General features: G+C 70.8%; 25 protein-coding genes. 22 read left to right on the top strand and 3 right to left on the bottom strand.

Annotation, left to right across the window (positions count from 1 at the left end; genetic code table 11):
* Nucleotides 1–69 precede the first annotated feature (69 nt).
* The 3 genes from ffh to ftsH all read left to right on the top strand — a co-directional run bounded on the left by ffh (nt 70) and on the right by ftsH (nt 4,437).
* A complete protein-coding gene (gene ffh / locus ACZ6R9_RS06205; protein ID WP_380488256.1) occupies nt 70–1,623 on the top strand; it encodes a signal recognition particle protein in 1,554 nt (517 codons plus the stop codon).
* A gap of 316 nt (nt 1,624–1,939) precedes the next feature.
* A complete protein-coding gene (locus ACZ6R9_RS06200; RefSeq protein ID WP_465536883.1) occupies nt 1,940–2,464 on the top strand; it encodes a GNAT family N-acetyltransferase in 525 nt (174 codons plus the stop codon).
* Nucleotides 2,465–2,532: 68 nt separating this feature from the next.
* A complete protein-coding gene (gene ftsH / locus ACZ6R9_RS06195) occupies nt 2,533–4,437 on the top strand; it encodes an ATP-dependent zinc metalloprotease FtsH (RefSeq protein WP_465536881.1) in 1,905 nt (634 codons plus the stop codon).
* On the opposite strand, the gene ACZ6R9_RS06190 is transcribed toward ftsH, so the two are convergent.
* Nucleotides 4,424–5,260, bottom strand: coding sequence for a class I SAM-dependent methyltransferase (locus tag ACZ6R9_RS06190; RefSeq protein WP_465536880.1), 837 nt, complete (start codon nt 5,258–5,260; stop codon nt 4,424–4,426). The genes ftsH and ACZ6R9_RS06190 overlap by 14 nt on opposite strands.
* Nucleotides 5,261–5,504: 244 nt before the next feature.
* On the opposite strand from ACZ6R9_RS06190, the gene proS reads away from it, so the two are divergent.
* The 16 genes from proS (at nt 5,505) to dprA (ending at nt 20,428) form a co-directional block, all read left to right on the top strand.
* On the top strand, nt 5,505–6,917 hold the full coding sequence (proS, locus tag ACZ6R9_RS06185; protein WP_380488252.1) for a proline--tRNA ligase: 1,413 nt from the start codon (nt 5,505–5,507) through the stop codon (nt 6,915–6,917).
* Nucleotides 6,918–7,339: 422 nt separating this feature from the next.
* Nucleotides 7,340–7,918: a hypothetical protein gene (locus tag ACZ6R9_RS06180; protein ID WP_043916169.1), complete on the top strand. Its 579-nt coding sequence runs from the start codon at nt 7,340–7,342 to the stop codon at nt 7,916–7,918.
* Between the two features lie 302 nt (nt 7,919–8,220).
* Nucleotides 8,221–8,649, top strand: coding sequence for a 30S ribosomal protein S16 (rpsP, locus tag ACZ6R9_RS06175; RefSeq protein WP_099902879.1), 429 nt, complete (start codon nt 8,221–8,223; stop codon nt 8,647–8,649).
* A gap of 2 nt (nt 8,650–8,651) precedes the next feature.
* Nucleotides 8,652–8,891, top strand: a complete 240-nt coding sequence (locus tag ACZ6R9_RS06170; protein ID WP_043916171.1) for an RNA-binding protein — start codon at nt 8,652–8,654, stop codon at nt 8,889–8,891.
* 160 nt (nt 8,892–9,051) lie between these two features.
* Nucleotides 9,052–9,819, top strand: coding sequence for a ribosome maturation factor RimM (gene rimM / locus ACZ6R9_RS06165; protein ID WP_465536877.1), 768 nt, complete (start codon nt 9,052–9,054; stop codon nt 9,817–9,819).
* 5 nt (nt 9,820–9,824) lie between these two features.
* Nucleotides 9,825–10,643: a tRNA (guanosine(37)-N1)-methyltransferase TrmD gene (gene trmD / locus ACZ6R9_RS06160; protein WP_465537672.1), complete on the top strand. Its 819-nt coding sequence runs from the start codon at nt 9,825–9,827 to the stop codon at nt 10,641–10,643.
* Nucleotides 10,644–10,798: 155 nt separating this feature from the next.
* The gene (gene rplS, locus ACZ6R9_RS06155; protein ID WP_030458810.1) at nt 10,799–11,149 is read left to right on the top strand and encodes a 50S ribosomal protein L19; all 351 of its coding nucleotides are present in this window, start codon (nt 10,799–10,801) and stop codon (nt 11,147–11,149) included.
* Between the two features lie 365 nt (nt 11,150–11,514).
* The gene (lepB, locus tag ACZ6R9_RS06150) at nt 11,515–12,315 is read left to right on the top strand and encodes a signal peptidase I (RefSeq protein ID WP_465537670.1); all 801 of its coding nucleotides are present in this window, start codon (nt 11,515–11,517) and stop codon (nt 12,313–12,315) included.
* Nucleotides 12,316–12,346: 31 nt separating this feature from the next.
* Entirely contained in the window at nt 12,347–13,315 is a 969-nt protein-coding gene (gene lepB, locus ACZ6R9_RS06145) for a signal peptidase I (RefSeq protein ID WP_465536875.1), read from the top strand.
* Between the two features lie 205 nt (nt 13,316–13,520).
* Entirely contained in the window at nt 13,521–14,444 is a 924-nt protein-coding gene (gene lepB, locus ACZ6R9_RS06140; protein ID WP_380488249.1) for a signal peptidase I, read from the top strand.
* 167 nt (nt 14,445–14,611) lie between these two features.
* On the top strand, nt 14,612–15,361 hold the full coding sequence (gene lepB, locus ACZ6R9_RS06135; protein ID WP_465536873.1) for a signal peptidase I: 750 nt from the start codon (nt 14,612–14,614) through the stop codon (nt 15,359–15,361).
* A gap of 70 nt (nt 15,362–15,431) precedes the next feature.
* Nucleotides 15,432–15,905, top strand: coding sequence for an NUDIX hydrolase (locus ACZ6R9_RS06130; RefSeq protein ID WP_380488247.1), 474 nt, complete (start codon nt 15,432–15,434; stop codon nt 15,903–15,905).
* A 56-nt stretch (nt 15,906–15,961) separates the two neighbouring features.
* The gene (locus tag ACZ6R9_RS06125) at nt 15,962–16,288 is read left to right on the top strand and encodes a DUF2469 domain-containing protein (protein ID WP_030458804.1); all 327 of its coding nucleotides are present in this window, start codon (nt 15,962–15,964) and stop codon (nt 16,286–16,288) included.
* Nucleotides 16,289–16,581: 293 nt separating this feature from the next.
* Complete coding sequence (locus tag ACZ6R9_RS06120) at nt 16,582–17,052, top strand: YraN family protein (RefSeq protein WP_380488280.1); 471 nt, start codon at nt 16,582–16,584, stop codon at nt 17,050–17,052.
* A gap of 1 nt (nt 17,053) precedes the next feature.
* The gene (locus tag ACZ6R9_RS06115) at nt 17,054–18,706 is read left to right on the top strand and encodes a YifB family Mg chelatase-like AAA ATPase (RefSeq protein WP_380488246.1); all 1,653 of its coding nucleotides are present in this window, start codon (nt 17,054–17,056) and stop codon (nt 18,704–18,706) included.
* Nucleotides 18,707–19,273: 567 nt separating this feature from the next.
* Nucleotides 19,274–20,428 (top strand): DNA-processing protein DprA, encoded by a 1,155-nt coding sequence (gene dprA, locus ACZ6R9_RS06110; RefSeq protein ID WP_380488245.1) that lies wholly within the window; start codon nt 19,274–19,276, stop codon nt 20,426–20,428.
* A gap of 1,016 nt (nt 20,429–21,444) precedes the next feature.
* Here the strand turns inward: dprA and ACZ6R9_RS06105 are convergent.
* Nucleotides 21,445–21,777 carry a hypothetical protein gene (locus ACZ6R9_RS06105; RefSeq protein WP_465536870.1) on the bottom strand — a complete coding sequence of 111 codons (333 nt, stop codon included), beginning with the start codon at nt 21,775–21,777 and terminating at the stop codon, nt 21,445–21,447.
* 28 nt (nt 21,778–21,805) lie between these two features.
* On the opposite strand from ACZ6R9_RS06105, the gene whiG reads away from it, so the two are divergent.
* Together whiG and ACZ6R9_RS06095 are read left to right on the top strand one after the other, a co-directional pair.
* Nucleotides 21,806–22,666 carry an RNA polymerase sigma factor WhiG gene (whiG, locus tag ACZ6R9_RS06100; RefSeq protein ID WP_465536868.1) on the top strand — a complete coding sequence of 287 codons (861 nt, stop codon included), beginning with the start codon at nt 21,806–21,808 and terminating at the stop codon, nt 22,664–22,666.
* 122 nt (nt 22,667–22,788) lie between these two features.
* On the top strand, nt 22,789–23,427 hold the full coding sequence (locus tag ACZ6R9_RS06095; RefSeq protein ID WP_465536866.1) for a TetR/AcrR family transcriptional regulator: 639 nt from the start codon (nt 22,789–22,791) through the stop codon (nt 23,425–23,427).
* 7 nt (nt 23,428–23,434) lie between these two features.
* Here the strand turns inward: ACZ6R9_RS06095 and ACZ6R9_RS06090 are convergent, their stop codons facing one another.
* Nucleotides 23,435–23,842, bottom strand: coding sequence for a M23 family metallopeptidase (locus tag ACZ6R9_RS06090; protein WP_465536864.1), 408 nt, complete (start codon nt 23,840–23,842; stop codon nt 23,435–23,437).
* 821 nt (nt 23,843–24,663) lie between these two features.
* Here ACZ6R9_RS06090 and rpsB point away from each other — a divergent pair.
* Nucleotides 24,664–25,506: a 30S ribosomal protein S2 gene (gene rpsB, locus ACZ6R9_RS06085; RefSeq protein ID WP_380488242.1), complete on the top strand. Its 843-nt coding sequence runs from the start codon at nt 24,664–24,666 to the stop codon at nt 25,504–25,506.
* Nucleotides 25,507–25,508: the final 2 nt, after the last annotated feature.

Below are 25,508 nucleotides of genomic sequence, written 5' to 3'. Positions count from 1 at the left end.
GGGCGTACGGCTACCCTTGGGGGCGACGACAGTACCCGTACTCGATGCCGCAAGGGACCCGCGACCGACGTGTTCGACACTCTCTCCGACCGCCTCGCAGCGACGTTCAAGAACCTCCGGGGCAAGGGCCGTCTCAGCGAGGCGGACATCGACGCCACCGCGCGCGAGATCCGGATCGCCCTGCTGGAGGCGGACGTCGCGCTCCCCGTGGTCCGCGCCTTCATCAAGCAGGTCAAGGACCGCGCCCTCGGCTCCGAGGTCTCCGGCGCGCTGAACCCCGCCCAGCAGATCATCAAGATCGTCAACGAGGAGCTGATCGGCATCCTCGGTGGCGAGACCCGCCGCCTGAAGTACGCCAAGACCGGCCCGACGGTGATCATGCTGGCCGGTCTCCAGGGCGCCGGTAAGACCACCCTGGCCGGAAAGCTCGGCCACTGGCTCAAGGCCCAGAAGCACACCCCGCTGCTGGTCGCCTGCGACCTCCAGCGCCCCAACGCCGTCACCCAGCTCGGCGTCGTGGCGGAACGGGCCGGCGTCGCCTTCTACGGCCCGCAGCCCGGCAACGGCGTCGGCGACCCGGTGCAGGTCGCCCGCGACTCCATCGAGTACGCCAAGCAGAAGCAGTACGACGTCGTGATCGTCGACACCGCCGGCCGCCTCGGCATCGACGCCGAACTGATGCAGCAGGCCGCGGACATCCGCGCCGCCGTCAACCCGGACGAGGTCCTGTTCGTGGTCGACGCCATGGTCGGCCAGGACGCGGTCACCACCGCGCAGGCCTTCCTCGAAGGCGTCGACTTCACCGGCGTGGTGCTCTCCAAGCTCGACGGCGACGCCCGCGGCGGTGCCGCGCTCTCCGTCGCGCACGTCACCGGCCGCCAGATCATGTTCGCCTCCAACGGCGAGAAGGTCGACGACTTCGACGCCTTCCACCCCGACCGGATGGCCTCGCGCATCCTCGGCATGGGCGACGTCCTCTCGCTGATCGAGAAGGCCGAGCAGACCTTCTCGCAGGCCGAGGCCGAGAAGATGGCCGCCAAGCTGCAGGGCGGCGGCAAGGAATTCACGCTCGACGACTTCCTGTCGCAGCTGGAGCAGGTCCAGAAGATGGGCTCGATCTCCAAGCTGCTCGGCATGCTCCCCGGCATGGGCCAGATCCGGGACCAGATCAACAACATCGACGACAAGGACGTCAACCGGGTCGGCGCGATCATCAAGTCGATGACCCCGGCCGAGCGCACCGACCCGAAGCTCATCAACGGCTCGCGCCGCCTGCGCATCGCCAAGGGTGCCGGCGTCCAGGTCGGCGAGGTCTCCAGCCTGGTCGAGCGGTTCTTCGACGCCCGCAAGATGATGTCCGCGATGGCCTCCGGCAAGGGCATCCCGGGCATGCCCGGCATCCCCGGCATGGGTGGCGGCGGCAAGCGCTCCGGCAAGAAGGCCCCGGTCGCCAAGGGCAAGCGCAAGAGCGGCAACCCGCTCAAGCGGGCCCAGGAGGAGGCGGCGGCCGCCGAGCGCAAGGCCCTCGGGCCGGGCCAGGCCGACGGCAACGCGTTCGGCCTCCCGGCGGGCAAGGGGCCGGCGGACTTCGAGCTGCCCAAGGAGTTCAAGGACCTGCTGTAGGCGGGTGCCGGACCAGGCAGAGCGCACCCGGGGCGCGGGGGAGACTTGCGCGAATAGTTGGGTGCGAAAGCAGGGGCGCGGGGAGACTTGCGCGAGCGGTTGGGATGCGAAGACAGGGGTGCGGGGAGACTTGCGCGAGCGGTTGGGGTGCGAAGACAGGGGCGCGGGGAACTGCGCGACCAGCCATGCACCGGTCCGCAAGGTCGCGATCAATGGCAAGTCATTGCCCGCGTCGCGATCTTGCTGGTGGGTGCCTTCGGCTTCGCGCAGTTCCCCGCGCCCCTGTTTTCGCACCCGCCTGCGCGATGATTGCGGGATGCGCGTAACCATCCGAGCCCCTCGCCCCGATGATGTCGTTCCCTATGCCGATGCGGTGCGGCGCTCCGCCGAACACATCGGGCGGTGGAACCCGGTGGAGCCGGACGGTCTGCCGGATTTGCTGAGCCGTCAGGGGGCGGGCCTGCGGACGTTCCTGATTTTCGATCAGGAGACCGGCGGCATGGTCGGCAAGTGCAATGTGGCGAACATCGTGATGGCCCGGTTCCGCAACGGCGTGCTGGGCTACGACTCGTACGTGCCGTTCGCCGGGACGGGCCGGATGTCGGAGGGGATGCGGCTGGTGGTGGAGCGGTGCTTCACGCCGGCCGAGCAGGGCGGGCTGGGGCTGCACCGGCTGGAGATCAACGTGCAGCCGGACAACGAGCGTTCGGTGGCGATGGCGCGTCGGCTGGGCTTCCGCCACGAGGGGTTCACGCCGCGGATGCTGTTTCTGCAGGGCGCCTGGCGGGATCACGAGCGGTTCGCGCTGACGGCGGAGGAGTGGCCGACCCCCGTGCGCTGACGGGCGGCGTCGCGGCGTCGCGGCGTTGCGCGCCGACCAGCGGACGGAATGTCCGTATCGTCCGGCTGGTGAGCAACCCCGTGCCGCCGCGTCAGACCCCCGACCAGCCCTGGCGCTCCGAGGGGGCGCCGCCGCCCGCGCCGCCGAAGAAGAAGATGCCGGGCGGGTGGACGGGCCTGATTCTCACCGCCCTGGTGGTGTTCCTGCTGTCCGACCTGCTGCTGAGCTTCTTCGGTGGCGGTGGTTCCACCACCATCTCGTACACCGAGTTCAGCAAGCAGCTCAACAGCGGCAACATCACCAAGATCTACTCCAAGGGCGACTCCATCGAGGGCACCCTGAAGAACAAGCAGCCCAAGCCGGACGGCGGCAAGGGCGACTACAGCGAATTCACCACCCAGCGCCCGGCGTTCGCCACCGACAACCTCTGGGGCACCCTCCAGGCGCAGAACGTCGAGGTGATCGCCCGCCCGGTGGTGCAGCAGCGCAGCTTCCTGGCCAACCTGCTGATCTCGCTCGCCCCGATGCTGCTGCTGATCGCGGTCTGGGTGTTCCTGGCCCGCCGGATGGCCGGCGGGCTCGGCGGTGGCGCACTCGGCCGCAAGGCCCCGCCGAAGCCGGTGGACACCAGCCAGGGCCGCCGCAGCACCTTCCAGGACGTGGCCGGCATCGACGAGGTGGAGGCCGAACTCAGCGAGGTCGTCGACTTCCTGAAGAACCCGCAGGCCTACCGCCGACTGGGCGCGAAGATGCCGCGCGGCGTCCTGCTGTCCGGTCCGCCCGGCACCGGCAAGACCCTGCTCGCCCGCGCGGTCGCCGGGGAGGCGGACGTCCCGTTCTTCTCCGCCTCGGCGTCCGAGTTCATCGAGATGATCGTCGGCGTCGGTGCAAGCCGGGTCCGCGACCTGTTCGCCGAGGCCCGCAAGGTCGCCCCCGCGATCATCTTCATCGACGAGATCGACACCATCGGCCGCCAGCGCGGCGGCGGTGGCGGCATGGGCGGCCACGACGAACGCGAGCAGACGCTCAACCAGATCCTCACCGAGATGGACGGCTTCTCCGGCTCCGAGGGCGTCATCGTGATCGCCGCGACCAACCGGGCCGAGATCCTCGACCCCGCGCTGCTGCGTCCCGGCCGCTTCGACCGGCGGATCACCGTCAGCCCGCCCGACCGGGCCGGCCGCGAACAGATCCTGCGGATCCACAGCCGCGAAGTCCCGCTGGCCGAGGGCACCGACCTCGACATCGTCGCCCGTACCACCCCCGGCATGACCGGCGCCGACCTGGCCAACCTGGTCAACGAGGCCGCGCTGCTGGCGGTCAAGCGCCAGCAGGACGCGGTCGACCAGGAGAACCTGTCCGAGGCCCTGGAGAAGGTCCAACTCGGCGCGGTGCGACCGCTGGTGATGCCCCAACAGGAACGCGAACGCACTGCCTACCACGAGTCCGGGCACGCCCTGCTCGGCATGCTCCAGCCCGGCGCCGACCCCGTCCGCAAGGTCACCATCGTGCCGCGCGGCCGCGCCCTCGGCGTCACGCTCTCCACCCCCGACACCGACCGCTACTCCTACACCGAGCCCTACCTGCGCGGCCGGATCATCGGCGCGCTCGGCGGGATGGCCGCCGAGCAGGTGGTGTACGGCGTGGTCACCACCGGCGCCGAGAGCGACCTCGAACAGCTCACCACCATCGCTCGCTCGATGGCCGGCCGCTGGGGCATGAGCAGCCTGGTCGGCCGGGTCACCGCCATCCCCAACGACGGCCAGTCCCCGTACGGTCTGTCCGCCGCCCCCACCACCCTGGACGCGGTCGACGAGGAGGCCCGCCGGATCGTCGCCGAATGCTGGGAGGAGGCGATCGTCCTGCTGAACCGGCACCGCCACCGCCTCGACGCCCTCGCCACCGCCCTGCTGGAGGCCGAGACCCTGGACGAGGACGCCGCCTACGCCGCCGCTGGACTCAGCCGCGACTAGGGCCGCTCCGGCCCAGGTTCTCGTCATCCGGATCCGGCCGGGCGCCCGCCACCCAGCGGTACTCGTTCACCATCCGCACCGAGCCGTCCGGGCACCGGTACGGATGCAGTGCCTCCTCCAGCTCCTTGGCCACCAGCGCCGCCCCGGCCTGCTGCTCCGCCCGGTCGAACAGGCCGGTGGCCAGCAGACCGCGGACCGCCGAGTCCAGGTCCGCGTACGCGAACGGGCAGACCACCCGGCCGGCCATCGACGGGCGCAGACCGGCGGAGACCAGCAGCGACTCCAGTGCTGCGGGCGCGGGTTCCTCCCGGTCCTCCGACGGGGTGTGCCGGTGCGCCACCTCCAGCACCGCCGTGCTCTCGCAGCACTCCGCCGGGCCCCGGTCCGCGAGCACCAGCAGCCCACCGGGGAGCGTGCGCTGCGCCGACCAGGCGACCAGCGCGGGCGTCGGCGACTGCTCGAAAACCGTCACCAGGGAGTGCGCCGGCCGGGGGACGGAGTGCGCCGAACGGGCGAGGCTCCCACCGGGCGCCACCTCCAGCCCGCGGGCCACCGCCAGCTCCCGCAGCTCCTCGTCCCACTCCACCCCCGCGACCTGCGCCCCGCGCCCCTCGGCGAGCAGCAGCGCCAGCCCGGACCGGCACCCCACCCCGAGCAGGCTGGTCGCCGCGCCGACCTCAAGCCGCCGGTAAACGTCCTGGTAGAGGGGGACGAGCATGCGCTCCTGGATCTCCGCCCAGTCCCGCGCCCGACCGCGCCGCTCCGCCGGACCGTCCGCCCGGACCCGGTCCACGGTGCTGCCGGTCACTCGCGCTGAAGCCATCACGGCCTCCCAATCGGTCCACGTCGGTCCTCGGAATCGGCTGCGTGTGCCGCAGCCCGGCACCCCCCGGCCCCTCTCAGCGAACAGCGGGTCGCCGCCGTCGTCCAGAGGGGTGCGAGCAGGTCTCCGCGCGCCACAGGTGTGCGCCCCGGGGTGTGCGCGGGCGTGCTCCCCGCCCCGTCCGCGGGCCGGGGCGACGAAACGGATTCACGGTCCGGCCGCCGCTCCCCGTACCATTCGGCCCATGGCTAAGGCACCCGTTCTCACCCCCCAGGCGGAAGATTTCCCGCGCTGGTACCAGGACCTCATCAACAAGGCAGAGCTGGCCGACAACGGTCCGGTGCGGGGCACCATGGTCATCCGACCGTACGGCTACGGCCTGTGGGAGCGGATGCAGCAGGAGATGGACGCCCGGATCAAGAAGGCCGGCGCCCAGAACGCGTACTTCCCGATGTTCATCCCGCAGTCCTACCTGACCAAGGAAGCCGAGCACGTGGAGGGCTTCGCCCCCGAGCTCGCGGTGGTCACCCACGGCGGCGGCAAGGAGCTCGAGGAGCCGGTGGTCGTCCGGCCCACCTCCGAGACGATCATCAACGAGTACTTCTCCAAGTGGGTGCAGAGCCACCGCGACCTGCCGCTGCTGATCAACCAGTGGGCCAACGTGGTCCGTTGGGAGCTGCGCCCGCGCGTCTTCCTGCGCACCACCGAGTTCCTCTGGCAGGAGGGCCACACCGCCCACGCCACCTACGAGGACGCCCGCGACTACGCCTCGCGCATCCACACGGAGGTCTACGGCGACTTCATGACCAACGTGCTCGGCATCGACGTGGTGCTCGGCCGCAAGACCGCCCGCGAGCGTTTCGCCGGTGCCATCAACACCCTCACGCTCGAAGGCATGATGCGTGACGGCAAGGCCCTGCAGATGGGCACCAGCCACGAGCTGGGCCAGAACTTCGCCAAGGCCTTCAACACCACCTACCAGCTCCAGGGCGCCGAGCGCGAGTTCGTCTGGCAGACCTCCTGGGGCGTCTCGACCCGCATGGTCGGCGGCCTGATCATGTCCCACGGCGACGACAACGGTCTGCGGGTCCCGCCGCGGCTGGCCGCCGTCCAGGTCGTGGTCCTGGCCATCAAGGGCGAGGACGCGGTGCTGGCCAAGGTCCGCGAGATCGGTGCCCAGCTGGAGGCCGCGGGCGTCCGGGTGGTCGTCGACGACCGCACCGACACTCCGTTCGGCCGCCGCGCCGTGGACTGGGAGCTCAAGGGCGTGCCGCTGCGCATCGAGGTCGGCCCGCGCGACCTGGAGGCCGGCACCGCGATGCTGGCCCGCCGGATCGCCGGCGGCAAGTCGCCGGTCCAGGTCGACTCCCTGGCCGCGATCGTCCCCGGCATCCTGGAGGAGGACCAGGCGCAGCTGCTGCGCGAGTCCCGCGAGCGCCGCGAGGCCCGCACCGTGGACGTCAAGACCATCGACGAGGCCGTCGAGGCCGCCGCCACCGGCTGGGGCCGGATCTCCTGGGCCGACCTCGGCCCCGAAGGCGAGGCCAAGTTGGCCGAGCAGGGTGTGTCGGTGCGCTGCATCGTCGCTGCGGACGGCACCGTGCCGGCCGCCGACGACCAGGAAGGCAACCTCGCCCTGGTGGCCCGCGCGTACTGATCCGACCGCCGCAGGCGTCCCCGGGCTCCGGCCCGGGGACCCTGTGCGGAGCGTGATCACCGCGATGAGCTGCGGGTGTCCCGGTCGGCCGCTGCCGAACCCGAACCCCGGCTCGGATGTTGGTAGTTGAGACTACTGACCAGTCAACTCCCGGGAGTACCTGACAAGCGGTACGGTATACGGCCCGTGGCCCTGTCAATTTTCGGACAGGTCGCGGGCCGTCCGCCGTGGGGATGTTGGGCTCCGCGACGGGTGCCGAGAGCCCGGCGAAGGCGCCGGGCCCAAACGTGCAGGGGGTTGGTCTTGCGTCAGTTCGGAACCGCGCAATTCGCGTGCGAAAGTACATTCCTGAGAGTTCGCTGGGAATTCCCGAACCACCGGGTCCAGCGGAACATCGGCTCTCTCCCCATCGTTGGTACAGCGTGAGCACGACACAGCCCCTCGTCCTTGCGGCCGAACTGGCCGCCGCCTGGAGCGACATCCAGGCCCACCACCGGGACCTGCCCGACCTGGCGTCTCCCGAGGCGCTGATCGGCGAGTCCTCGTCGGCCTGCGGCACCCGGCTCAACTTCGAGCGCCTGCTGCACGAGGCCGCGCACGGCCTGGCCGCTGCCCGGGAGATCCGCGACACCTCGCGGGCCGGGCGCTACCACAACCGCCGCTTCCTGCTGCTCGCCTCCGAGCTGGGCCTGGCCCACCCGGTCGAGCCGCACGCCAGCAGCGGCTTCTCCCAGGTGACGATGGGCCACGAGACCCGCGAACGCTACGCCGAGACCATCGAGCGTCTCGACCGCGCGCTCGGGGCGCATCAGCTCGCCGTCGCCGGCGAGGGCAACCACCGCGCCTTCCGCGGACCGGCCGCCCGGCACGGTTCCTCGGGCGGCGGCGTGCGGGTCAAGGCGGTGTGCGGCTGTGGCCGCAACGTCCGCGTCGTCCCGTCCGTGCTGGCGCAGGCCTCGATCGTCTGCGGCGCTTGCCAGCAGCCTTTCAAGATCGCTTGACAGCGGTTGAAGAACGCTTGATCCGGGCCGCGGGCGGGGTGTCCGCGGACCGGCCACGAGTCGGCCGGCCCCTTCGGGGGGCGGTCGACACAGCTTTTTCCGGCCCTGATGGTGCTCGGGGGCGTGCGGGGGCGCGGTTCGGGGGGCCTCGGCAATGTGGCAGAATGGACAGCTGAGTACTCGGCAGCCAGGCAGGACCCTCTCTCCTAACGGCTGGCGTGTCCCTTGAACGGCACCTCGCGCCGCAGCCCCACGCGGCGGAGCGCTGCTCACCCACGTCAAGACCAGGAGAATCCACAACCGTGGCTGTCAAGATCAAGCTGAAGCGTCTGGGCAAGATCCGCTCCCCGCACTACCGCATCGTCGTCGCCGACTCGCGCACCAAGCGTGACGGCCGCGCGATCGAGGAGATCGGCATCTACCAGCCGACCTACAACCCCTCGAAGATCGAGGTCGACAGCGACCGCGCCCAGTACTGGCTGTCCGTCGGCGCCCAGCCGACCGAGCCGGTGCTCGCCATCCTCAAGCTGACCGGCGACTGGCAGAAGTTCAAGGGCCTGCCGGCTCCGGCGCCGCTGAAGGTCGCCGAGCCCAAGGTCGAGGACTTCTCGCACCTGTTCGCCAAGGCCGTCGCCGGCTTCGAGGACGCCACCACCGGTGTCGCCATCACCCCGAAGGCCAAGAAGTCGGACAAGGCTGACGAGGCCGAGGCCGCTTCCACCGAGGCCTGAGCATGATCGAGGAAGCCCTCGACCACCTGGTGAAGGGCATCGTCGAGCACCCGGACGAGGTGCAGGTCCGCTCGCGGAACCTGCGCCGCGGCCACACCATCGAGGTGCGGGTGCACCCCGACGACCTCGGCAAGGTGATCGGCCGGGGCGGCCGCACGGCGCGCGCACTGCGCACCGTGGTCGGCGCCCTCGGCGGTCGCAACGTCCGGGTCGACCTGGTCGACGTGGACAGCATTCGCTGACCTCCTCGATCGACCGGCAACGTCAACCGACAGGTCGACCACCGGGTTTCCGGACCGGCCGGGACGCATCCGTCCCGGCCGGTCCTTCCCGTTTTCCGGCTTTTTTGTACCTCACCACCTAGCTCGCCTCACCCAGGCTCATCTCAGGAGAACGATCACCGTGCAGCTCGTCGTCGGCAAGATCGGCCGCGCCCACGGCATCCGAGGGGACGTCAGTGTCGAGGTCCGCACCGACGAGCCGGAACTGCGGCTCGGCCCCGGCGCGGTCCTCCTCACCGACCCGGCCGGCATCGGACCACTGACCGTCGAGTCCGGCAAGGTGCACAGCGGACGCCTGCTGCTGCGCTTCGCCGGAGTCAAGGACCGCACCGCCGCCGAGGCGCTGCGCGGCACCTTCCTGATCGCCGAGGTCGACCCGGACGAGACCCCTGAGGACCCCGACGAGTACTACGACCACCAGCTGATCGGCCTGGACGTCGTCCTCACCGACGGCACCTTGATCGGCGAACTCACCGAGGTGGTCCACCTCCCCTACCAGGACCTGCTCACCGTCCAGCGCCCCGACGGTACCGAGGTGCTCATTCCGTTCGTCGAGCAGATCGTCCCCACCATCGATCTGGACGAGCAGCGCGCCGTGATCACCCCGCCGCCCGGCCTGATCGACCCCGCCGACGCGGTGGTCGCCTCCTCGCGCAAGGACGCGGGGAGTGCTGCTGCCGACGACGCCGAAGGCGCTGACGATTCCGAGGGCTCTGACGATTCCGAGGGACCAGCCGACGCCGAGGGCTTGGACTCCGGGGGCTCCGACTCCGAAGGCCCCGGCGCCGAGGGCTCTGACGGCTCCGAGGGACCGGCCGCCGCCGAGGGCTCGGACTCTGAGGGATCGGACTCTGAGGGCTCTGACGACTCGACCGGGGGTGCGGCGTGACCGACATGCGGATCGACGTCGTCACGATCTTCCCCGAGTACCTGGAACCGCTGAACGTCTCGCTGGTCGGCAAGGCCCGTGCTCGCGGCCAGCTCGACGTGCACCTGCACGACCTGCGGCAGTGGACCACCGACATTCACCGCACCGTGGACGACACCCCCTACGGCGGTGGCCCCGGCATGGTGATGAAGCCCGAGCCCTGGGGCGCGGCGCTGGACGCCGTCCTCGCGGCCGGACCCGAGGGCGAGGTGCCGACCCTGGTGGTGCCCACCCCCAGCGGCCGGCCGTTCACCCAGGAACTCGCCCAGGACCTGGCCGCCCGCAACTGGTTGGCCTTCGCGCCCGCCCGTTACGAGGGCATCGACCGCCGAGTCATCGAGGAGGCCGCGACCCGGATGCCCGTGGTCGAAGCCTCCATCGGCGACTACGTCCTGGCCGGTGGCGAGGTCGCCGTCCTGGTGATGGTCGAGGCGATCGCCCGGCTGCTGCCCGGCGTGCTCGGCAACGCCGAGTCGCACCGGGACGACTCCTTCGCCCCCGGCGCCATGGCCGACCTGCTGGAGGGCCCGGTGTACACCAAGCCCGCCGAGTGGCGCGGCCGCGAGGTGCCGGAAATTCTGCTCAGCGGCCATCACGGGAAGATCGCCCAGTGGCGGCGCGAGCAGGCCTTCGCCCGCACGCTCGCCAACCGGCCCGACCTGGTGGCCCGTTGGCAGCGTGACGCGTTCACCAAAAAGGAACGTGAAGCACTCAGCGTCCTCGGCCTGGCCTGGGACGCCGCCGCCGGCCGATTTCGGTCTGCGGTAGAGCCTGTGGAAGAATAGGCGACTGCTGTCTGTCGCCCGGCTCCCCTCGTGGGGGTCAGTGGACCGGTGCCTCCGCCACGGGGGGTTCATCGTCAACCGAAGCGGCCCGCAGCACCACCCAGTTGAGACGAATTTCCGTGGGCGGCCCGTGGCGCCTGCGATGGAGAGCAACGATGAGCAACAAGCTCGCTGCTGTCGACGCGGCCTCGCTGCGCACCGACATCCCCGCCTTCCGCCCCGGCGACACCCTGAAGGTGCACGTCCGAGTCATCGAAGGCAACCGCTCGCGCGTCCAGGTCTTCCAGGGCGTTGTCATCCGTCGTCACGGCGCCGGCATCGGTGAGACCTTCACCGTCCGCAAGGTCAGCTTCAACGTCGGTGTCGAGCGCACCTTCCCGGTGCACACCCCGGTCGTCGAGAAGATCGAGGTCGTGACCCGCGGTGCGGTTCGCCGCGCCAAGCTGTACTACCTGCGTGACCTCCGCGGCAAGGCCGCGAAGATCAAGGAGAAGCGCGACGCGTGATCGCGCAGGCTCGACGGGGTAAGGTCTTCCGACCGGTTTAGACCGGGAGGATAAGCTCACCCCCGATGAGCACGCACGAGCCACCGACGGACCGCGACGGCAGTCCCGCACCCACGGGTACGGACACACCGGCGCGGTCCGTTGCCGTTTCCGGGGCCGCACCCGGCAGCGGGGCCGTACCCGGCAGCGGGGCCACAGCCGACAGCGGCGCGGCAGCCACTGCCGGTGGCGGCGCGGGGCCCGTGGTGGACTCCGCTGCGGCTGCGGCTGCTGGTGACGGTGCTGGTGGTGGCGCCGACAGCGATACCGATGCCGACTCTGTGGCCGTGGCCGGGGCCGTGACCGTGGCCGGTTCTGGGGCCGTGATCGACGCCGAGGCAGAGGGTGACGCCGCGAGTAGGGGCCGGGCCGACGACCCGGACGCCGGAGGCGACGCAGAGGGCGAGGGCGAGGGTGACGCCGCCGCCGCCGAGTCCGAGTCCGAGTCCGAGGACGGCGGTGGGCGGCGGTGGTCGCGGGACCTGCTGTGGATCGGCGCGGTGTGCGTGGCGGCGCTGCTGTTGGTGAACGCCTTCGTGGCCCGGCCCTTCGCGGTGCCGTCCGGCTCCATGGAAGGCACCCTGCGGCCGGGCGACCGCGTGCTGGTCAACCAACTCGCCTACGCCTTCGGTGGGCACCCGCAGCGGGGCGATGTGGTGGTCTTCGACGGCATCGGCTCCTTTCTGCCGTACCAGGACGAACCGTCCGGCGTGAAGCACCTGCTGACCAAAGCCGGACTGGCCCCGGCCGGCGACACGGTCTACGTGAAGCGGGTGATCGGCGTGGGCGGCGACAGGATCACCTGCTGCGGCTCCGACGGCCGCCTCCGGATCAATGGAGTGCCGCTGGATGAGAGCGGCTATTTGCTCCCCGGTGACGCACCGTCGGCGGTGCCGTTCGACATCGTGGTTCCTTCCGGCAAGTTGTGGGTGATGGGCGACCATCGCAGCGCGTCCCGCGACTCCCGGGACCACCTCGGCGAACCCGGCGGCGGCACCGTGCCCGTGGATCGCGTGATCGGACGCGCCGACTGGCTGCTGTTCCCCCTTGGCCGGACGACCTCGCTCGACCGGCCGGCGGCATTCGCCGCGATTGAGGGGACCGGTGGCCATGGGGAGCAGAGGTAGACCCAGGGCCGTCCCCGACGGAGCGGGCAGCGTGGCCAAGGCCGATGGCGCCGAGGCTGCTGACACTGCAGGCGTGCCTGGCGTAGCCGAGGGGGCCGAAGAGGTCGAGGGGACGGCCGAAGGCGGTGGGGACGGTGCCGCGGGCAGCCGGCCTGCGAGGGGCCGCGCCGAGCGCCGGCGGACCGCCAAGCGGGCTGAGCGCCGTGGCCGTCGCCCCTTTCTGCGTGAACTCCCGGTGATCGTGCTGGTGGCATTGGTCATTGCCCTGGTACTGAAGACCTTCCTGGTCCAGGTGTTTGTCATTCCTTCCGGTTCGATGGAGCCGACCCTGCAGGTCGGCGACCGGGTCGTGGTCGACAAGCTCACCCCGTGGTTCGGCTCGGAGCCGGAGCGCAGCGAGGTGGTGGTGTTCAAGGACCCGGGCGACTGGCTGGAGAAGGACCACAAGCCGTCCACGGACGGGTCCGTGCTGCACAAGGTCACGTCGGTGTTCTCCGCGGTGGGCCTCCTTCCTTCCGATGACGAGCGGGACTTGATCAAGCGGGTGATCGGTGTCGCCGGCGACACCGTGGAGTGTTGTGACGCCCAGGGCCGGCTGAGCGTGAACGGCACCCCGCTGGACGAGCCGTACGTTGCGCCCGGCAACGTGCCCTCGCGGATCACCTTCAAGGTGACAGTCCCTCAGGGGCGGTTGTGGGTGATGGGGGATCATCGCGACCTGTCCGCGGACTCCCGCTACCACATGGCCAATTCGGGCGCCGGGACCGTCCCGGTGGCGAACGTGGTCGGTCGTGCGTTCGTGATTGCGTGGCCGCTCTCCCACTTCGGTCAACTGGGTGTTCCCGATTCACTCTCCTCCGTGCCGGTGCAGGTGGCAGGATCATCGGCCGTTGGGCCGATTCCTGCGGAACCCCCGCTCGTTATGGGTGTGTTGGGCGTCCTCCCGGTCGTTGTGCGGCGGTGGAGAACGAACCGGTGGGCCGGGCCGACGTCCGACTGACGGTTCGGTCGGCGCGTGGGAACACGGGTCGGCTGACCGGGAGTGATAGAGAAGTGCTGAAGTGCTCGGTTCCGGCCTGGTGTCGGGCGTGCCCGGGTAGGGCAAGCCAGAGGCGGGTTGTCGGTCGATCGCAGAGTGTGGTGCCCGCTGTGCGGCACTGGTGAGCGCGGACGCGCAGGCGTCCGCACAGCAGGGAGGAGATGTCGTGGGGGATCTGGTGATCGGTGCCCGCTCAGGTGCTCCGGAGCCTGACGGGGAGCCTTCGGGCAACTCCGAGGGGCGGCACGTGGAGGACGGTGACGCCCTGCGGGCGGCCGAGTCCGACGCGGCAGAGGAGAGCGATTCGGCGGCGCCGGCCGGGGCCAAGAAGGCTCCCAAACAGCGTTCCTTCTGGAAGGAACTGCCGATCCTGGTCGGCATCGCCCTGATCCTGGCTCTGGTGATCAAGACCTTCTTCGTCCAGGCGTTCTCGATTCCGTCGGGTTCGATGGAGAACACGCTCCAGGTCGGTGACCGCGTACTGGTCGACAAGCTCACCCCGTGGTTCGGCGCGGAGCCGGAGCGCGGCGAGGTGGTGGTCTTCAAGGACCCGGGCGGCTGGCTGAACGACGAGCCTGCCCAGCGCAGCAGCAACTCCTTCGTACGCGGCATCCAGGATGTCTTCAGCTTCATCGGGCTGATGCCGTCCAGCGACGAGAAGGACCTGATCAAGCGCGTCATCGCGGTCGGCGGTGACACCGTCGAGTGCCAGGGCACCGGCCCGGTCAAGGTGAACGGCATCGCACTCGACGAGCCGTACATCTTTCCTGGCAACACCCCGTGCGGGGAGAAGCCGTTCGGTCCGGTGAAGGTGCCGGAGGGTCGGATCTGGGTGATGGGCGACCACCGCGCCAACTCCCTGGACTCCCGGTTCCACATGGACCAGCCGGGCGGCGGCACCGTGCCGGTCGGGAACGTTGTCGGCCGCGCGTTCGTGGTGGCCTGGCCGATCGGCGACTGGGCGACGTTGCCCGTCCCCGACACCTTCGACCAGAAGGGTCTGGCCGTCGGCGGGCCGCTCGCTCCGCCGCTGGCCGGTGCGGCCCTGGCGGCCCCCGCCGTGTGGTGGGTGCGCAAGCGCCGTCGCTGACCGGTCGCAGACCGTCCGCGACTGACTCTTGCGCGGGCCGTGGTACTCGTGAGTAATCTGCTCGCACGTGCCACGGCCCGCAGTGCTGTCCAGCCCAGGACAGCGAGGCCCAGGTAGGTAGCGAGCGCTCGCCCGGAGCGCGTGAGCGCCAGGAGAGGGCGAAGCCGATGAGCAGCGTCGCGGAACGGACACCGCCCACCGAAGTCCAACCGGCCCGCCGTCGGAGCGCGGCGTCGATCGTGCAGGGCGTGGTGATCGCGATCGGATTCGTGATGCTGATCGGGGGCTTCGCGATGCTCGCCATCCAGTACCGGCCCTACAAGATCCCCACCGGATCGATGAGTCCCACCCTGGAGATCGGCGACACCGTCCTCGCCCACACCGCTGACGAGAAGTCGATCGGACGCGGCGACATCGTGGTCTTCCAGGACCCGGATTGGGGCAACGCCACCTTGGTCAAGCGGGTGGCCGCCGTCGGTGGCGACACCGTCTCCGGCGACCGCGAGGGGCGGATCACCGTCAACGGCCACCAGGTGGAGGAGCCCTACCTGGCGAAGGCCACGGTGGTCGCCACGACATTCTCGGTGACGGTGCCCGAGGGACGGCTGTTCCTGCTCGGCGACTTCCGCGGGAACTCGATGGACTCGCGCAGCCACCTGGATGTGGCCTTCGGCTCCGTTCCTGCCTCCGGAGTGAAGGCGAGGGTCGAGGCGGTGATCCTGCCGCTGTCCCGCGCAGGGTTGGAGGGGCGCACTGCGACCTTCGACGAACTGGGTGCGCCGCGTGCGCACCAAGCGGGTGTGTTGGTGCCCGCCAGCTGGACGGCGGTCGGCGGGGCAGCCCTGATCGTCCTCGCTTCGGCGGCGGGTTGGGCGGTCTCGCTGGGCCGCAAACTGCAGAGGCGGCGGAAGGCCTGAATCGGGGGCCGGCCAGACCTCGGGTCCGGCCCGGAAACGTGCGCAGAACCTCAGGACGGAGCTGAACCAGGTGGCGGTCGAGCGTCGCAAGGCTGTTCGCGTGCTGCTGCTGGACCCGGAGGGGCGCGTCCTGCTGCTGCAGGGGACCGATCCGGCCGCGCCGGGCGTCGATTGGTGGATCACGCCAGGCGGCGGCATCGAGCCGGGCGAGAGCCCGGCCGAAGCGGCCCGGCGTGAACTGGCCGAGGAGATCGGGCTGACCGAGGTGGAGTGGGGACCGCTGATTGCGTACGGCACGGTGGAGTTCTCCTTCCGGGGCAGGAACTACGAACAGGAGCAGTGGTTCCACCTGGCCCGCATCGGGCGGAGCGAGGTGGCACTTCGGCAGAGCGGGGCGGAGGAGCACGCACTGCTGCTCTCCGCCCGGTGGTGGACGGTGGGGGAGTTGAGGACCACTGAGGAGACCGTGTATCCGCGCGGACTGGCCGCGCTGATGGAGCAGGTTCTGACGGAAGGACCGCCAGAACCGCCAGTACGGCTCTGAGCACGGGCCCGGTGGTCCACAATGGGGTGGACGTGACGAGTGAGGGGACGCTTGGAATGAGTGCCGAAGACCTCGAGAAGTACGAGACCGAGATGGAGCTCAAGCTCTACCGGGAGTACCGGGATGTCGTCGGCCTGTTCAAGTACGTGATCGAGACCGAGCGGCGTTTCTATCTGACGAACGACTACGACCTGCAGGTGCATTCGGTGCAGGGCGAGGTGTTCTTCGAAGTGTCGATGGCGGATGCGTGGGTCTGGGACATGTACCGACCGGCCCGGTTCGTTCGGAAGGTCCGCGTTCTGACTTTCAAGGACGTGAATATCGAGGAACTGGCCAAGAGCGATCTCGAGCTGCCCTCGGACGATTCCGCGTTCGGGAACTGACCGTTCTGCGGCTGAACGGCCGGCCCGGGAGTGCCCCAGGCCCGACTGCCCAGGGTGGGCGGGGAATGGCGCGGCCGACCGCACGCATCCTTCCACCCGAGCAGCCGCACCATGATGACCTGCGGCGATGCCCGGGCCACCGAGACTGGTCGCTGAGATCGCCGGCTGTCCAGCGCATTTCGGGTTTGCCACTCGAACGAGCGATCTAAGTTATCCACAGGCCCGAGTTATCCACAGGTGTGGCGATTTCGCTGGCCCACCTCCCGGCCGTGACGGCAACCTTCCGGCCGGAGGTGATTGCCGTGCAGAATCCCAACAAGATTTCCACCAACGGCCTCGGACGCTACGGCGAGGAGGTCGCCGCCCGCCGGCTCACGGAGGGCGGGCTGTGCATCCTGGAGCGCAACTGGCGCTGCGCCGAGGGCGAGCTCGACATCGTCGCACTGGACGGGGACACCCTCGCGGTGTGCGAGGTGAAGACCAGGTCCGAGCGTGGCTTCCAGCAGCCGTCCGAAGCGATCGACCAGAACAAGGCCGATCGGCTGCGCCACCTCGCCGAACGGTGGCTCGCCGAACGCTGGCCCGTGCACTTCTCCCGACTGGTGCTGGCCGCCGAGCGGGTCGACGGCGGCGAACCGCCGGACGAAGCCTCGGCCGGCGGACCGGCACCCCCGCCGCCGGGCGGAGTCCGCATCGACCTGGTCGCCGTGGTCAACCCCCTCAAGGGCGCCGCTGCGGTCGAGCACCTGCGCGGGGCGGTTTGAGATGGCATTCGCCCGCACCTGCTCGGTCGCCCTGGTCGGAGTGGACGGCGTCGTGGTCGAGGTCCAGGCCGACCTCGAACCCGGACTCGCAGCCTTCAGCCTGGTGGGCCTCGCCGACAAGGCCCTCCTGGAAGCCCGCGACCGGGTCCGCGCAGCCGTCTCCAACAGCGGCGAGAAATGGCCGCTTCGCAAACTCACCGTGGGCCTCACCCCGGCCTCCGTACCCAAGAGCGGCAGCGGGTACGACCTGGCCGTGGCCTGCGCCGTACTGGCGGCCGCCGAACGGCTCGACCCCGCGTCGATCGACGGCCTGCTGATCATCGGCGAGCTCGGACTGGACGGCCGGGTACGCCCGGTGCGAGGCGTCCTGCCCGCAGTACTCGCTGCGGCGGACGCCGGCTACCGACAGATCGTGGTCGCCGAACAGACCGCCGCCGAAGCCGAGTTGGTTCCAGGCGTCTCCGTCCTCGGTGTGCGAAGCCTGCGCCAGCTCATCGCCATCCTCACCAATGCCCCCATTCCCGACGAACCACCTGACCCGTCCATCGGCCGCCCCGACTCCTCGTTCGCCGGACTCATGCTCCCCGGGCTCGGCGTCCGAGACGTCACCTCGGACCAGGCCTGCCGACCCGACCTTGCCGACGTGGCCGGGCAGTACGAAGCCCGGCAAGCCCTGGAGATCGCCGCGGCGGGCGGCCACCACCTGTACCTCAAAGGGCCACCCGGAGCCGGCAAAACCATGCTGGCGGAACGGCTCCCCGCCCTGCTCCCACCACTCACCCAGGCCGAAGCCCTCGAAGTGACCGCGATCCACTCCGTGGCCGGCCTGCTCCCACCCGACCGTCCGCTGATCGACACCCCGCCGTACTGCGCGCCGCACCACTCGACCACCATGCCCGCCATCGTGGGCGGCGGAACGGGACTGCCCCGACCCGGTGCCGTCTCCCTCGCCCACCGTGGCGTGCTCTTCCTCGACGAGGCACCCGAATTCCCGGTCCGGGTCCTCGATGCCCTTCGCCAGCCCTTGGAATCGGGGGAGGTGATGATCGCCAGAGCCGCGGGCTCGATGCGGCTGCCCGCCCGCTTCCTGCTCTGTCTGGCCGCCAACCCCTGCCCCTGCGGCCGCTATTCGTTGAGAGGAGAAGGCTGCGAATGCACACCCGTCATGGTCAACCGCTACCAAGCAAGACTGTCAGGACCATTGCTGGATCGAGTGGACCTCCAAGTACAGGTGGCCGGGGTCAGCAGAGCCGAGTTGATGCAGCAAGGCGGAAAAGTCGAGAGCACGGCCACGGTCGCCGAACGCGTGAGGGAGGCCCGCGAGCGGGCCGCCGCTCGCCTCGCCGACACCCCGTGGCGGACGAACGCCGAAGTGCCTGGGCACGAACTGCGCACGCGCTGGCAACTCGCGCCCGGCTCGCTCATCGACGCCGAGCGTGACCTCGACCGGGGGCTGCTCACCGCGCGAGGCCTCGACCGGATCCTCCGCGTCGCCTGGACGGTCGCCGACCTCGCCCGTCGGCCCCGCCCCACCCGTGCCGACGTCCAGACCGCGCTCACCCTCCGCACCGGAGTTCAGCGCGTTACCCGCCCGAACGACCGCAGATCCGACCCGTACTACGACGTGGATGCCGACCTAGGCGCCGAGCTCTGACCGCCCGTCATCTCGTCGGCGCCCCAACAGCGGCTCGCCGAGTAGGCCCACAGCCCGTCGAACCGTGAAGCCGCCCGCGCACCAACTCAGCCGCCGGACAAGCCATCGCAGGAGGACCTTTCCGTGACCGCAGCACTTCCCATGCCCCATCAGCACGCCGATACCGCCGGCCCAGCGCCGCTCACCTCGGCGCCCGACAGCCAGGTCCGAGACGCCGACACCGCACACCCGCACGGCGTCCCGGCCCGGCAGGGAAGACTCCGAGCGGTGGGCGAGCCCACCCTGCCGGGCCCACCTGACAGCCCCTGCCCTCCCCACCCGCCCGACGACCGTGCGGCAGGTGACGGCCAGGACCGGCTGCGCCACCTGATTCGTGGAGCCGGCCCGCCAGCCGTCCACCGACCGGGCTCGGACGCGGTGGATCCCCGATTGTCGGTACCAGACACTGCGATTACCGCAGGCCATGCCGCCCACAGCGCCGTGACGAGTCGGCACTGCACAGCCGAACGGGCCGCCACAAGCCATTCCACTCAGCGGGTCATCCGTCCCACCTGGTGGGCCGCCGCAGTGACCACGCCGGATCCGCCCGAGCCCGAGCGGGTCGCCAGGGCAGCGCTCACCCGGCTGATCGAACCGGGCGACGCGGCCATCGGCCGGGCGATCCAGCGCCTCGGTGCGGTCGGCCTGGTGCAGGGCTTCTACGGTGGAGCGTCGCCGAGCAGACTTGGGCTAGGAGCGGACCGGATCTCCGCCTACCAGGAGAGGCTGCGAAAGTTCAACCCGGCCACCGACCTTGAACGAATCGCCAAGCTCGGTGGGAAGTTCATCATTCCGGGCGACACGGAGTGGCCTTCTCAGCTGGACGACCTTGGTGACAGCCGCCCGGTCGGGCTGTGGATCCGAGGCCGGCCGCGGACACGCCTTCCCTCGCTGCGCCTACTGGCGCTCAGATCGGTCGCCATCGTCGGATCCCGGGCTTGCACCGCATACGGGCGACACATCGCCGGACAGCTCGGCTCGGAACTGGCCGAGCGTGGCTGGGTGGTGGTCTCCGGAGCCGCATACGGCGTCGACACAGCCGCCCACTCGGGTGCGCTGGCCGTCAACGGGATGACGATCGCGGTTCTGGCCAGTGGGGTCGACATCTGCTACCCGCGCGGGAACGAGGCACTGATTCAGCGGATCGGGGACTCCGGGCTGCTGGTGAGTGAACTGGCGCTCGGGATGAACCCGACCAGGTTCAGATTCGTGCTGCGCAACCGGGTGATAGCGGCGCTCACCCGAGGCACCGTCGTGGTCGAGGCCGCGCCTCGCAGCGGCGCGCTCAGCACCGCACGACGCGCCATGGATCTCAACCGGCACACGATGGCTGTTCCCGGTCAGGTGACGTCCGAACTCTCGGCCGGAGTCCATGCTTTGATCAGAAGCGGAGCCGCGAATCTGGTCACCAACGGTGCCGAAGTGGGCGAACTGATCGGCTCCATCGGCAACGACCTGGCACCGGAACGAGCGGGTCCGATCCTGCCTCGGGACGCGCTGGTGCCGTCGGTGGCCCGCGTCCTGGAAGCGGTGCCGGCGAGCGCGGACGGCGCGCCGGTGCAGCGACTCGCACAGTACGCCGCGCTCTCCCCGCAGGAGACCGTGCACCACCTGCACGAGCTGAGCTCGCTGGGCTTCGTCGAACGGCACGGAGCGCACTGGAGGTTGGTACGACGCAAGTGATCGGATCTGCGCAACAGCGGACATGGAAGGTTGACCGAACGGAGCATCCCGTCAACAGGAAGGAACCCCAGGTGAGTTGAGAGCACCGCTGAGACGGGTGAGCCCGGGCGGGCGACAGCCGCAAGTGGGGACGTGGCTCAAAGATTCCGACGTGTCGGGGGAAGTCTGCGCTGGTCGGCGGCCCAGCGGAGGCAGGGCGCCCGACAGCCGGCCGGGGCCCGCTCCGCGACGTGCCGGTGGAGCCCGCCACTGCCACCGGATCGGGCGACGCCCGAGTGGCGGTAGCACTGTGCAGCGACTTGGTCACGCTACGCTCCCTTATGGCGTCCCTATCAGCACATGACTCGGCAGAACGGCGCAGACCAACGCATGCCCACTCACATTCCCGGACACAGGGTGACCGGTGACGGTCGGTCCCCGGACGGGACCGGGGCCGAGACCCGCAACGCCGCGGAGCTGCGGGCCAGGCCCTCGGGAGTCGTGGGAATGGCGAGGCCGGGCACGTCCCCGACCGCGACCCCACAGTCCCAGGCCCGTCCCGCCTCGCCCTCGCCCCTTCCCCGTCCCCCCGTCCCGCAGGGGCCGTCGGACCGGCAGCCTCCGGCGCGCCCGTCCATCGAGCGCCCCGGCCAGCGGCTGCCCTGCCCGCAAGTAGTGCCGTCGACTGTGGCCAAACCCTGGCCGCGCGGCGAGGAGACCAGCAGTACCCCGTCGGGTGGGCAGGCGCCGTTCGGTGGTGGGTGCGCCGATCGGTCAGGTGCCGACCGCCCGGGCGACAGGCAGCTTGGCGAAGGCCAGGCCGACAGTAGGCCGCTGTCCGGGCGGGCCGCAGGTGAAGCGCAGGCGGCGGGTGTCACCGCCGCCGACATGTCGCCTGCGAACGTCCGGCCGGTGCGGAGCCAGTCCAGGCGGGGCGCGCGTTCGAAGGTGAAGCCGGGGGAACCTCCCGTCCGGAGCTCGCAGGTTCGCCGGCAGGCCGGTGGGCCGGAGGCGGAACGTTCCTCGGATGAGGCAGCTCACGTATCGGGAACGGCGTCGGAGACGGGGCAGGGTGAGTCGCAGCCCCAGCCGCCGGCCGAGCCGTCGCCGGCCGAGCCGTCCCTGGCCGGGCCGTCCCCAGTCGGGCCGTCGGCGGTCGGGCCGTCGCCGGTCGCGCTGCCCGGGCCGACCTCGGCGCCGGCGCCCGGGCCCATGCCCGCGACCCCCGCGCCGGTGCTCAGGCTCGCGTCCGCGCCCCCGACACCGGCGACACCCGCGTCCGCGACACCGGCGGCGCCCGCGTCTGCGGCACTCGCGTCCGTGGAGGGTTCGGTGAACGCTGGGCGCAGGCCGGGTGTGCCGGTTGGCATGGCGGTGCCTGCGCCGACGGTGGCGCCAATGGGGGGTGCTGCTGGGCTGGGAGGCGTGGGGGTTGAGGGGGAGTCGGCGGTCGGTCGGGACAACGGAGGCGAGCGGGGCGGCGCGAAGGGCGGGGCGGACCAGTCGGCGCTTCAGATGCTGTGGCGTTCGTACAAGGAGACGGGTGACCACGGGCTGCGCGATCAGCTGATCCTGCACTACTCGCCGCTGGTGAAGTACGTCGCGGGCCGGGTCGGGGTCGGGCTGCCGGCCAATGTGGAGCAGGCGGACTTCGTGTCCTCCGGAGTCTTCGGACTGATTGACGCCATCGAGAAGTTCGACATCGATCGGGCGATCAAGTTCGAGACCTACGCGATCAGCCGGATCCGGGGCGCGATCATCGACGAACTGCGGGCGCTGGACTGGATCCCCCGGTCGGTGCGGCAGAAAGCGAAGGCGGTCGAGCGGGCCTACGCCACCTTGGAGGCCAGGTTGCGGCGGACGCCGCACGATCCAGAGGTGGCGGCGGAGATGGGCATCGCGCTGGACGAGCTGCACACCATCTTCAGCCAGCTGTCGCTGGCCAACGTGGTGGCGCTCGACGAACTGCTGCACTCGGCGGGGGAGGGCGGTGACCGGCTGACCCTGATGGAGACGCTGCCGGACCACGGAGCCGACAACCCGGTCGAGATCGCCGAAGATCGCGAGCTGCGCCGCCTGCTGGCCTCGGCGGTCAACACGCTCCCCGAGCGGGAGAAGACGGTGGTGACGCTCTACTACTACGAGGGCCTGACGCTCGCCGAGATCGGCCAGGTGCTCGGGGTGACCGAGAGCCGGGTCAGCCAGATCCACACCAAGTCGGTGCTGCAACTGCGGGCGAAGATGTCCGACGCCCGTTGAGACGGGGGCGCGAAGGCGCGGGACGGCTGCGGGGGCCGGTGGATCGGTGGGTGCGCGGTGTGTGCCCCTCCGGCCGCTGGCGTCCGTAAAGTTGGTGCGTGCCGAAAATCCGGGCGGCCACGGTGGCCGAGCATCGACAGTTGCAGCAGGCAGCACTGTTGGACGCCGCGCGCGTCCTGTTGGCGGAGGGCGGCAGGGAGGCGCTGAGCTTCGGTGCCCTCGCTGCGCGTGCCGGGCTGGCCAGGTCCTCGGTGTACGAGTATTTCCGGTCCAAGTCGGACCTGGTGGAAGCGCTGTGCACTGTGGACCTCCCGCTGTGGGCCGCCGAGATCGAAGCCGGCATGGCGGCCAGCGACGCTCCGGCCGAGCGGATCGAGGCGTACGTCCGGGGACAGGTGGCGCTGGCCACCGATCCGGTGCACCGCGCCCTGGTGGCAGTCGCCGAGTACGAGCTCGACGACGCCGCGCGGGCGCGGATCAGGGCCGCGCACACCGGCCTGACCACGATGGTGGTGCGCACCTTGGAGGAACTCGGCCACCCCGGGCCGGCCGTCGCGGCTTCGCTGCTGCAGGGCGTGGTGGAAGCGGCGGTGCGCCAGATCGAGCGGGCCCGGGAGGCCGCCGAGGTGCCGGAGATCGCCGACGCCGCGGTGGGGTTCGCCCTGGACGGCCTTCGGTCCGGTCGGTCTGGTCGGTCTGGTCGGTCTGGTGGCGCGGGAACCGCCCCGGCCGACGCGGCTTCCGGCCCGGGCACCGGCTGATCCGGCGTCAGGGGGAGTCGAGCGGCAACAGGCGGGCCCGGCCGGAGCCGAGCAGGGCGAGTGGGTCGAGATAGCGGCTGCCGCGGAGCAGGCCCCAGTGCAGGCAGTCGACGGGGCAGTGCCCGGAGTCTGCGGTCAGCTCGCCGATCGGGTCGCCCGCCGCGACCGCGGTGCCGACCGGGACGGACCCGGCCACCGGGAGGTAGGTGGTCCGCAGCGGGGGAGTGCCCGATTCGGGGTGGGTGACCACCATGACCGGACGACCGGCCACCTGCCCGGAGAAGGTCACCACGCCGGGTGCGGCTGCTCGCACCGCCGTCCCGGGCGCTGCCGCCAGGTCCACACCACGATGCCCGGCCGCCCAGCGCACCGGCGGTGGATCGAACCGCCGCAGCAACCCGGACCGGTCACCCACCGGCCACACCCGCCCCGGCCCCGGCCCGACCACCCGCCCCGCCCTCGGCCCGGCCGCCCCAAGCCGCCCCGGCCCCGGCCCGGCCGCCCCAAGCCGCACCGCCCCCGGCCCCGCCGTTGCGGCGAACCCCGCCGGGACCGCCACTGCCGGACTCCCCGGACCGCCCCCACCCATGGTCACGAACGCAAGACCCGCCACCACCCCCAGCACCACGCTGATTCGTACGGCCACCCGCCCAAACGGCCCCGGCCGGAACGAACCCTGTCCTCGCCCCACGCGAACCTCCCGCAACGCTCCCTCAACGCGATGAAACCGGCACAGCGCCAGCACCTGGTACAAACCACGACAAGCCCGCTCAGCAGGCACGACCCCCACCATGGAGGTCGCGGCGCCAGTGCCGCCCGCCGATTCCGGGGGCTGTGGACAAACTGGGGGCTGTGGACAACTGCCGTCCCCCGCAGGGGTGAACGGTGGGCGGCGGGCCGCCCGCAGCGGCGCTGAACAGGGCGGCGGGACCGCACGGAGTCGCCCGCCGCTCGGGGCTTCCCGTACACTTCACACGCGACCCGGTCTGCCGGGTCGACTTCGCACGCCCCGCCACCGACGGCCCGCCCCCTCCGGGGAGCGGTCGAACGGTGCGAGTGCCGCTCGGTCCGCCGAGCCTGCCGAGGCCGCAAGCCCCGTGCAGGCCAAGCGGCTTGGCACGTCGGGGCGTCAGGCGTGGCGGTCGCCCGACCGGCACGGACAAACCGAGAGCCCCGGCACCCCGCAGAGCGCACCTGCCTCGCGGCGCGCCGGGCGACACATGAGGAGTACGGCACATGGCCGTCGTCACGATGCGGGAGCTGCTGGAGAGCGGCGTCCACTTCGGTCACCAGACCCGTCGTTGGAACCCGAAGATGAAGCGCTTCATCTTCACGGAGCGCAACGGCATCTACATCATCGACCTCCTGCAGTCGCTGAACTACATCGACCGCGCCTTCGAGTTCGTGAAGGAGACCGTTGCCCACGGCGGCAGCGTCCTCTTCGTCGGCACCAAGAAGCAGGCCCAGGAGGCCATCGCCGAGCAGGCGACCCGCGTGGGCATGCCGTACGTCAACCAGCGCTGGCTGGGTGGCATGCTGACCAACTTCTCGACCGTCTACAAGCGTCTGCAGCGCCTCAAGGAGCTCAGCGAGATCGACTTCACGGATGTGGCCGGCTCCGGCCTCACCAAGAAGGAGCTCCTGGTCCTCCAGCGCGAGTACGACAAGCTGGAGAAGACCCTCGGCGGTATCCGCGACATGCAGCGCGTTCCCAGCGCTGTCTGGATCGTGGACACCAAGAAGGAGCACATCGCGGTCGGCGAGGCCCGGAAGCTCAACATCCCGGTCGTCGCCATCCTCGACACCAACTGTGACCCGGACGAGGTCGACTACAAGATCCCGGGCAACGACGACGCGATCCGCTCCGTCACCCTGCTGACCCGCGTGATCGCCGACGCCGTCGCCGAGGGCCTGAAGTCCCGCGCCGGTGTCGCCAAGGGCGACGCGAAGGCCGAGCCGGGCGCCGACCAGCCGCTGGCCGCCTGGGAGAAGGAGATCCTCGAGGGCGAGAAGGCCGCCGAGGCCCCCGCCGCCGAGGCTGCTGCCGAGGCTCCGGCCGCCGAGGCCGAGCAGGCCTGACG

The organism is Kitasatospora sp. NPDC048662 (assembly GCF_055587065.1).
Note: the sequence above shows the minus strand (reverse complement) of the source record. Positions and strands in the feature narration are given on the sequence as shown.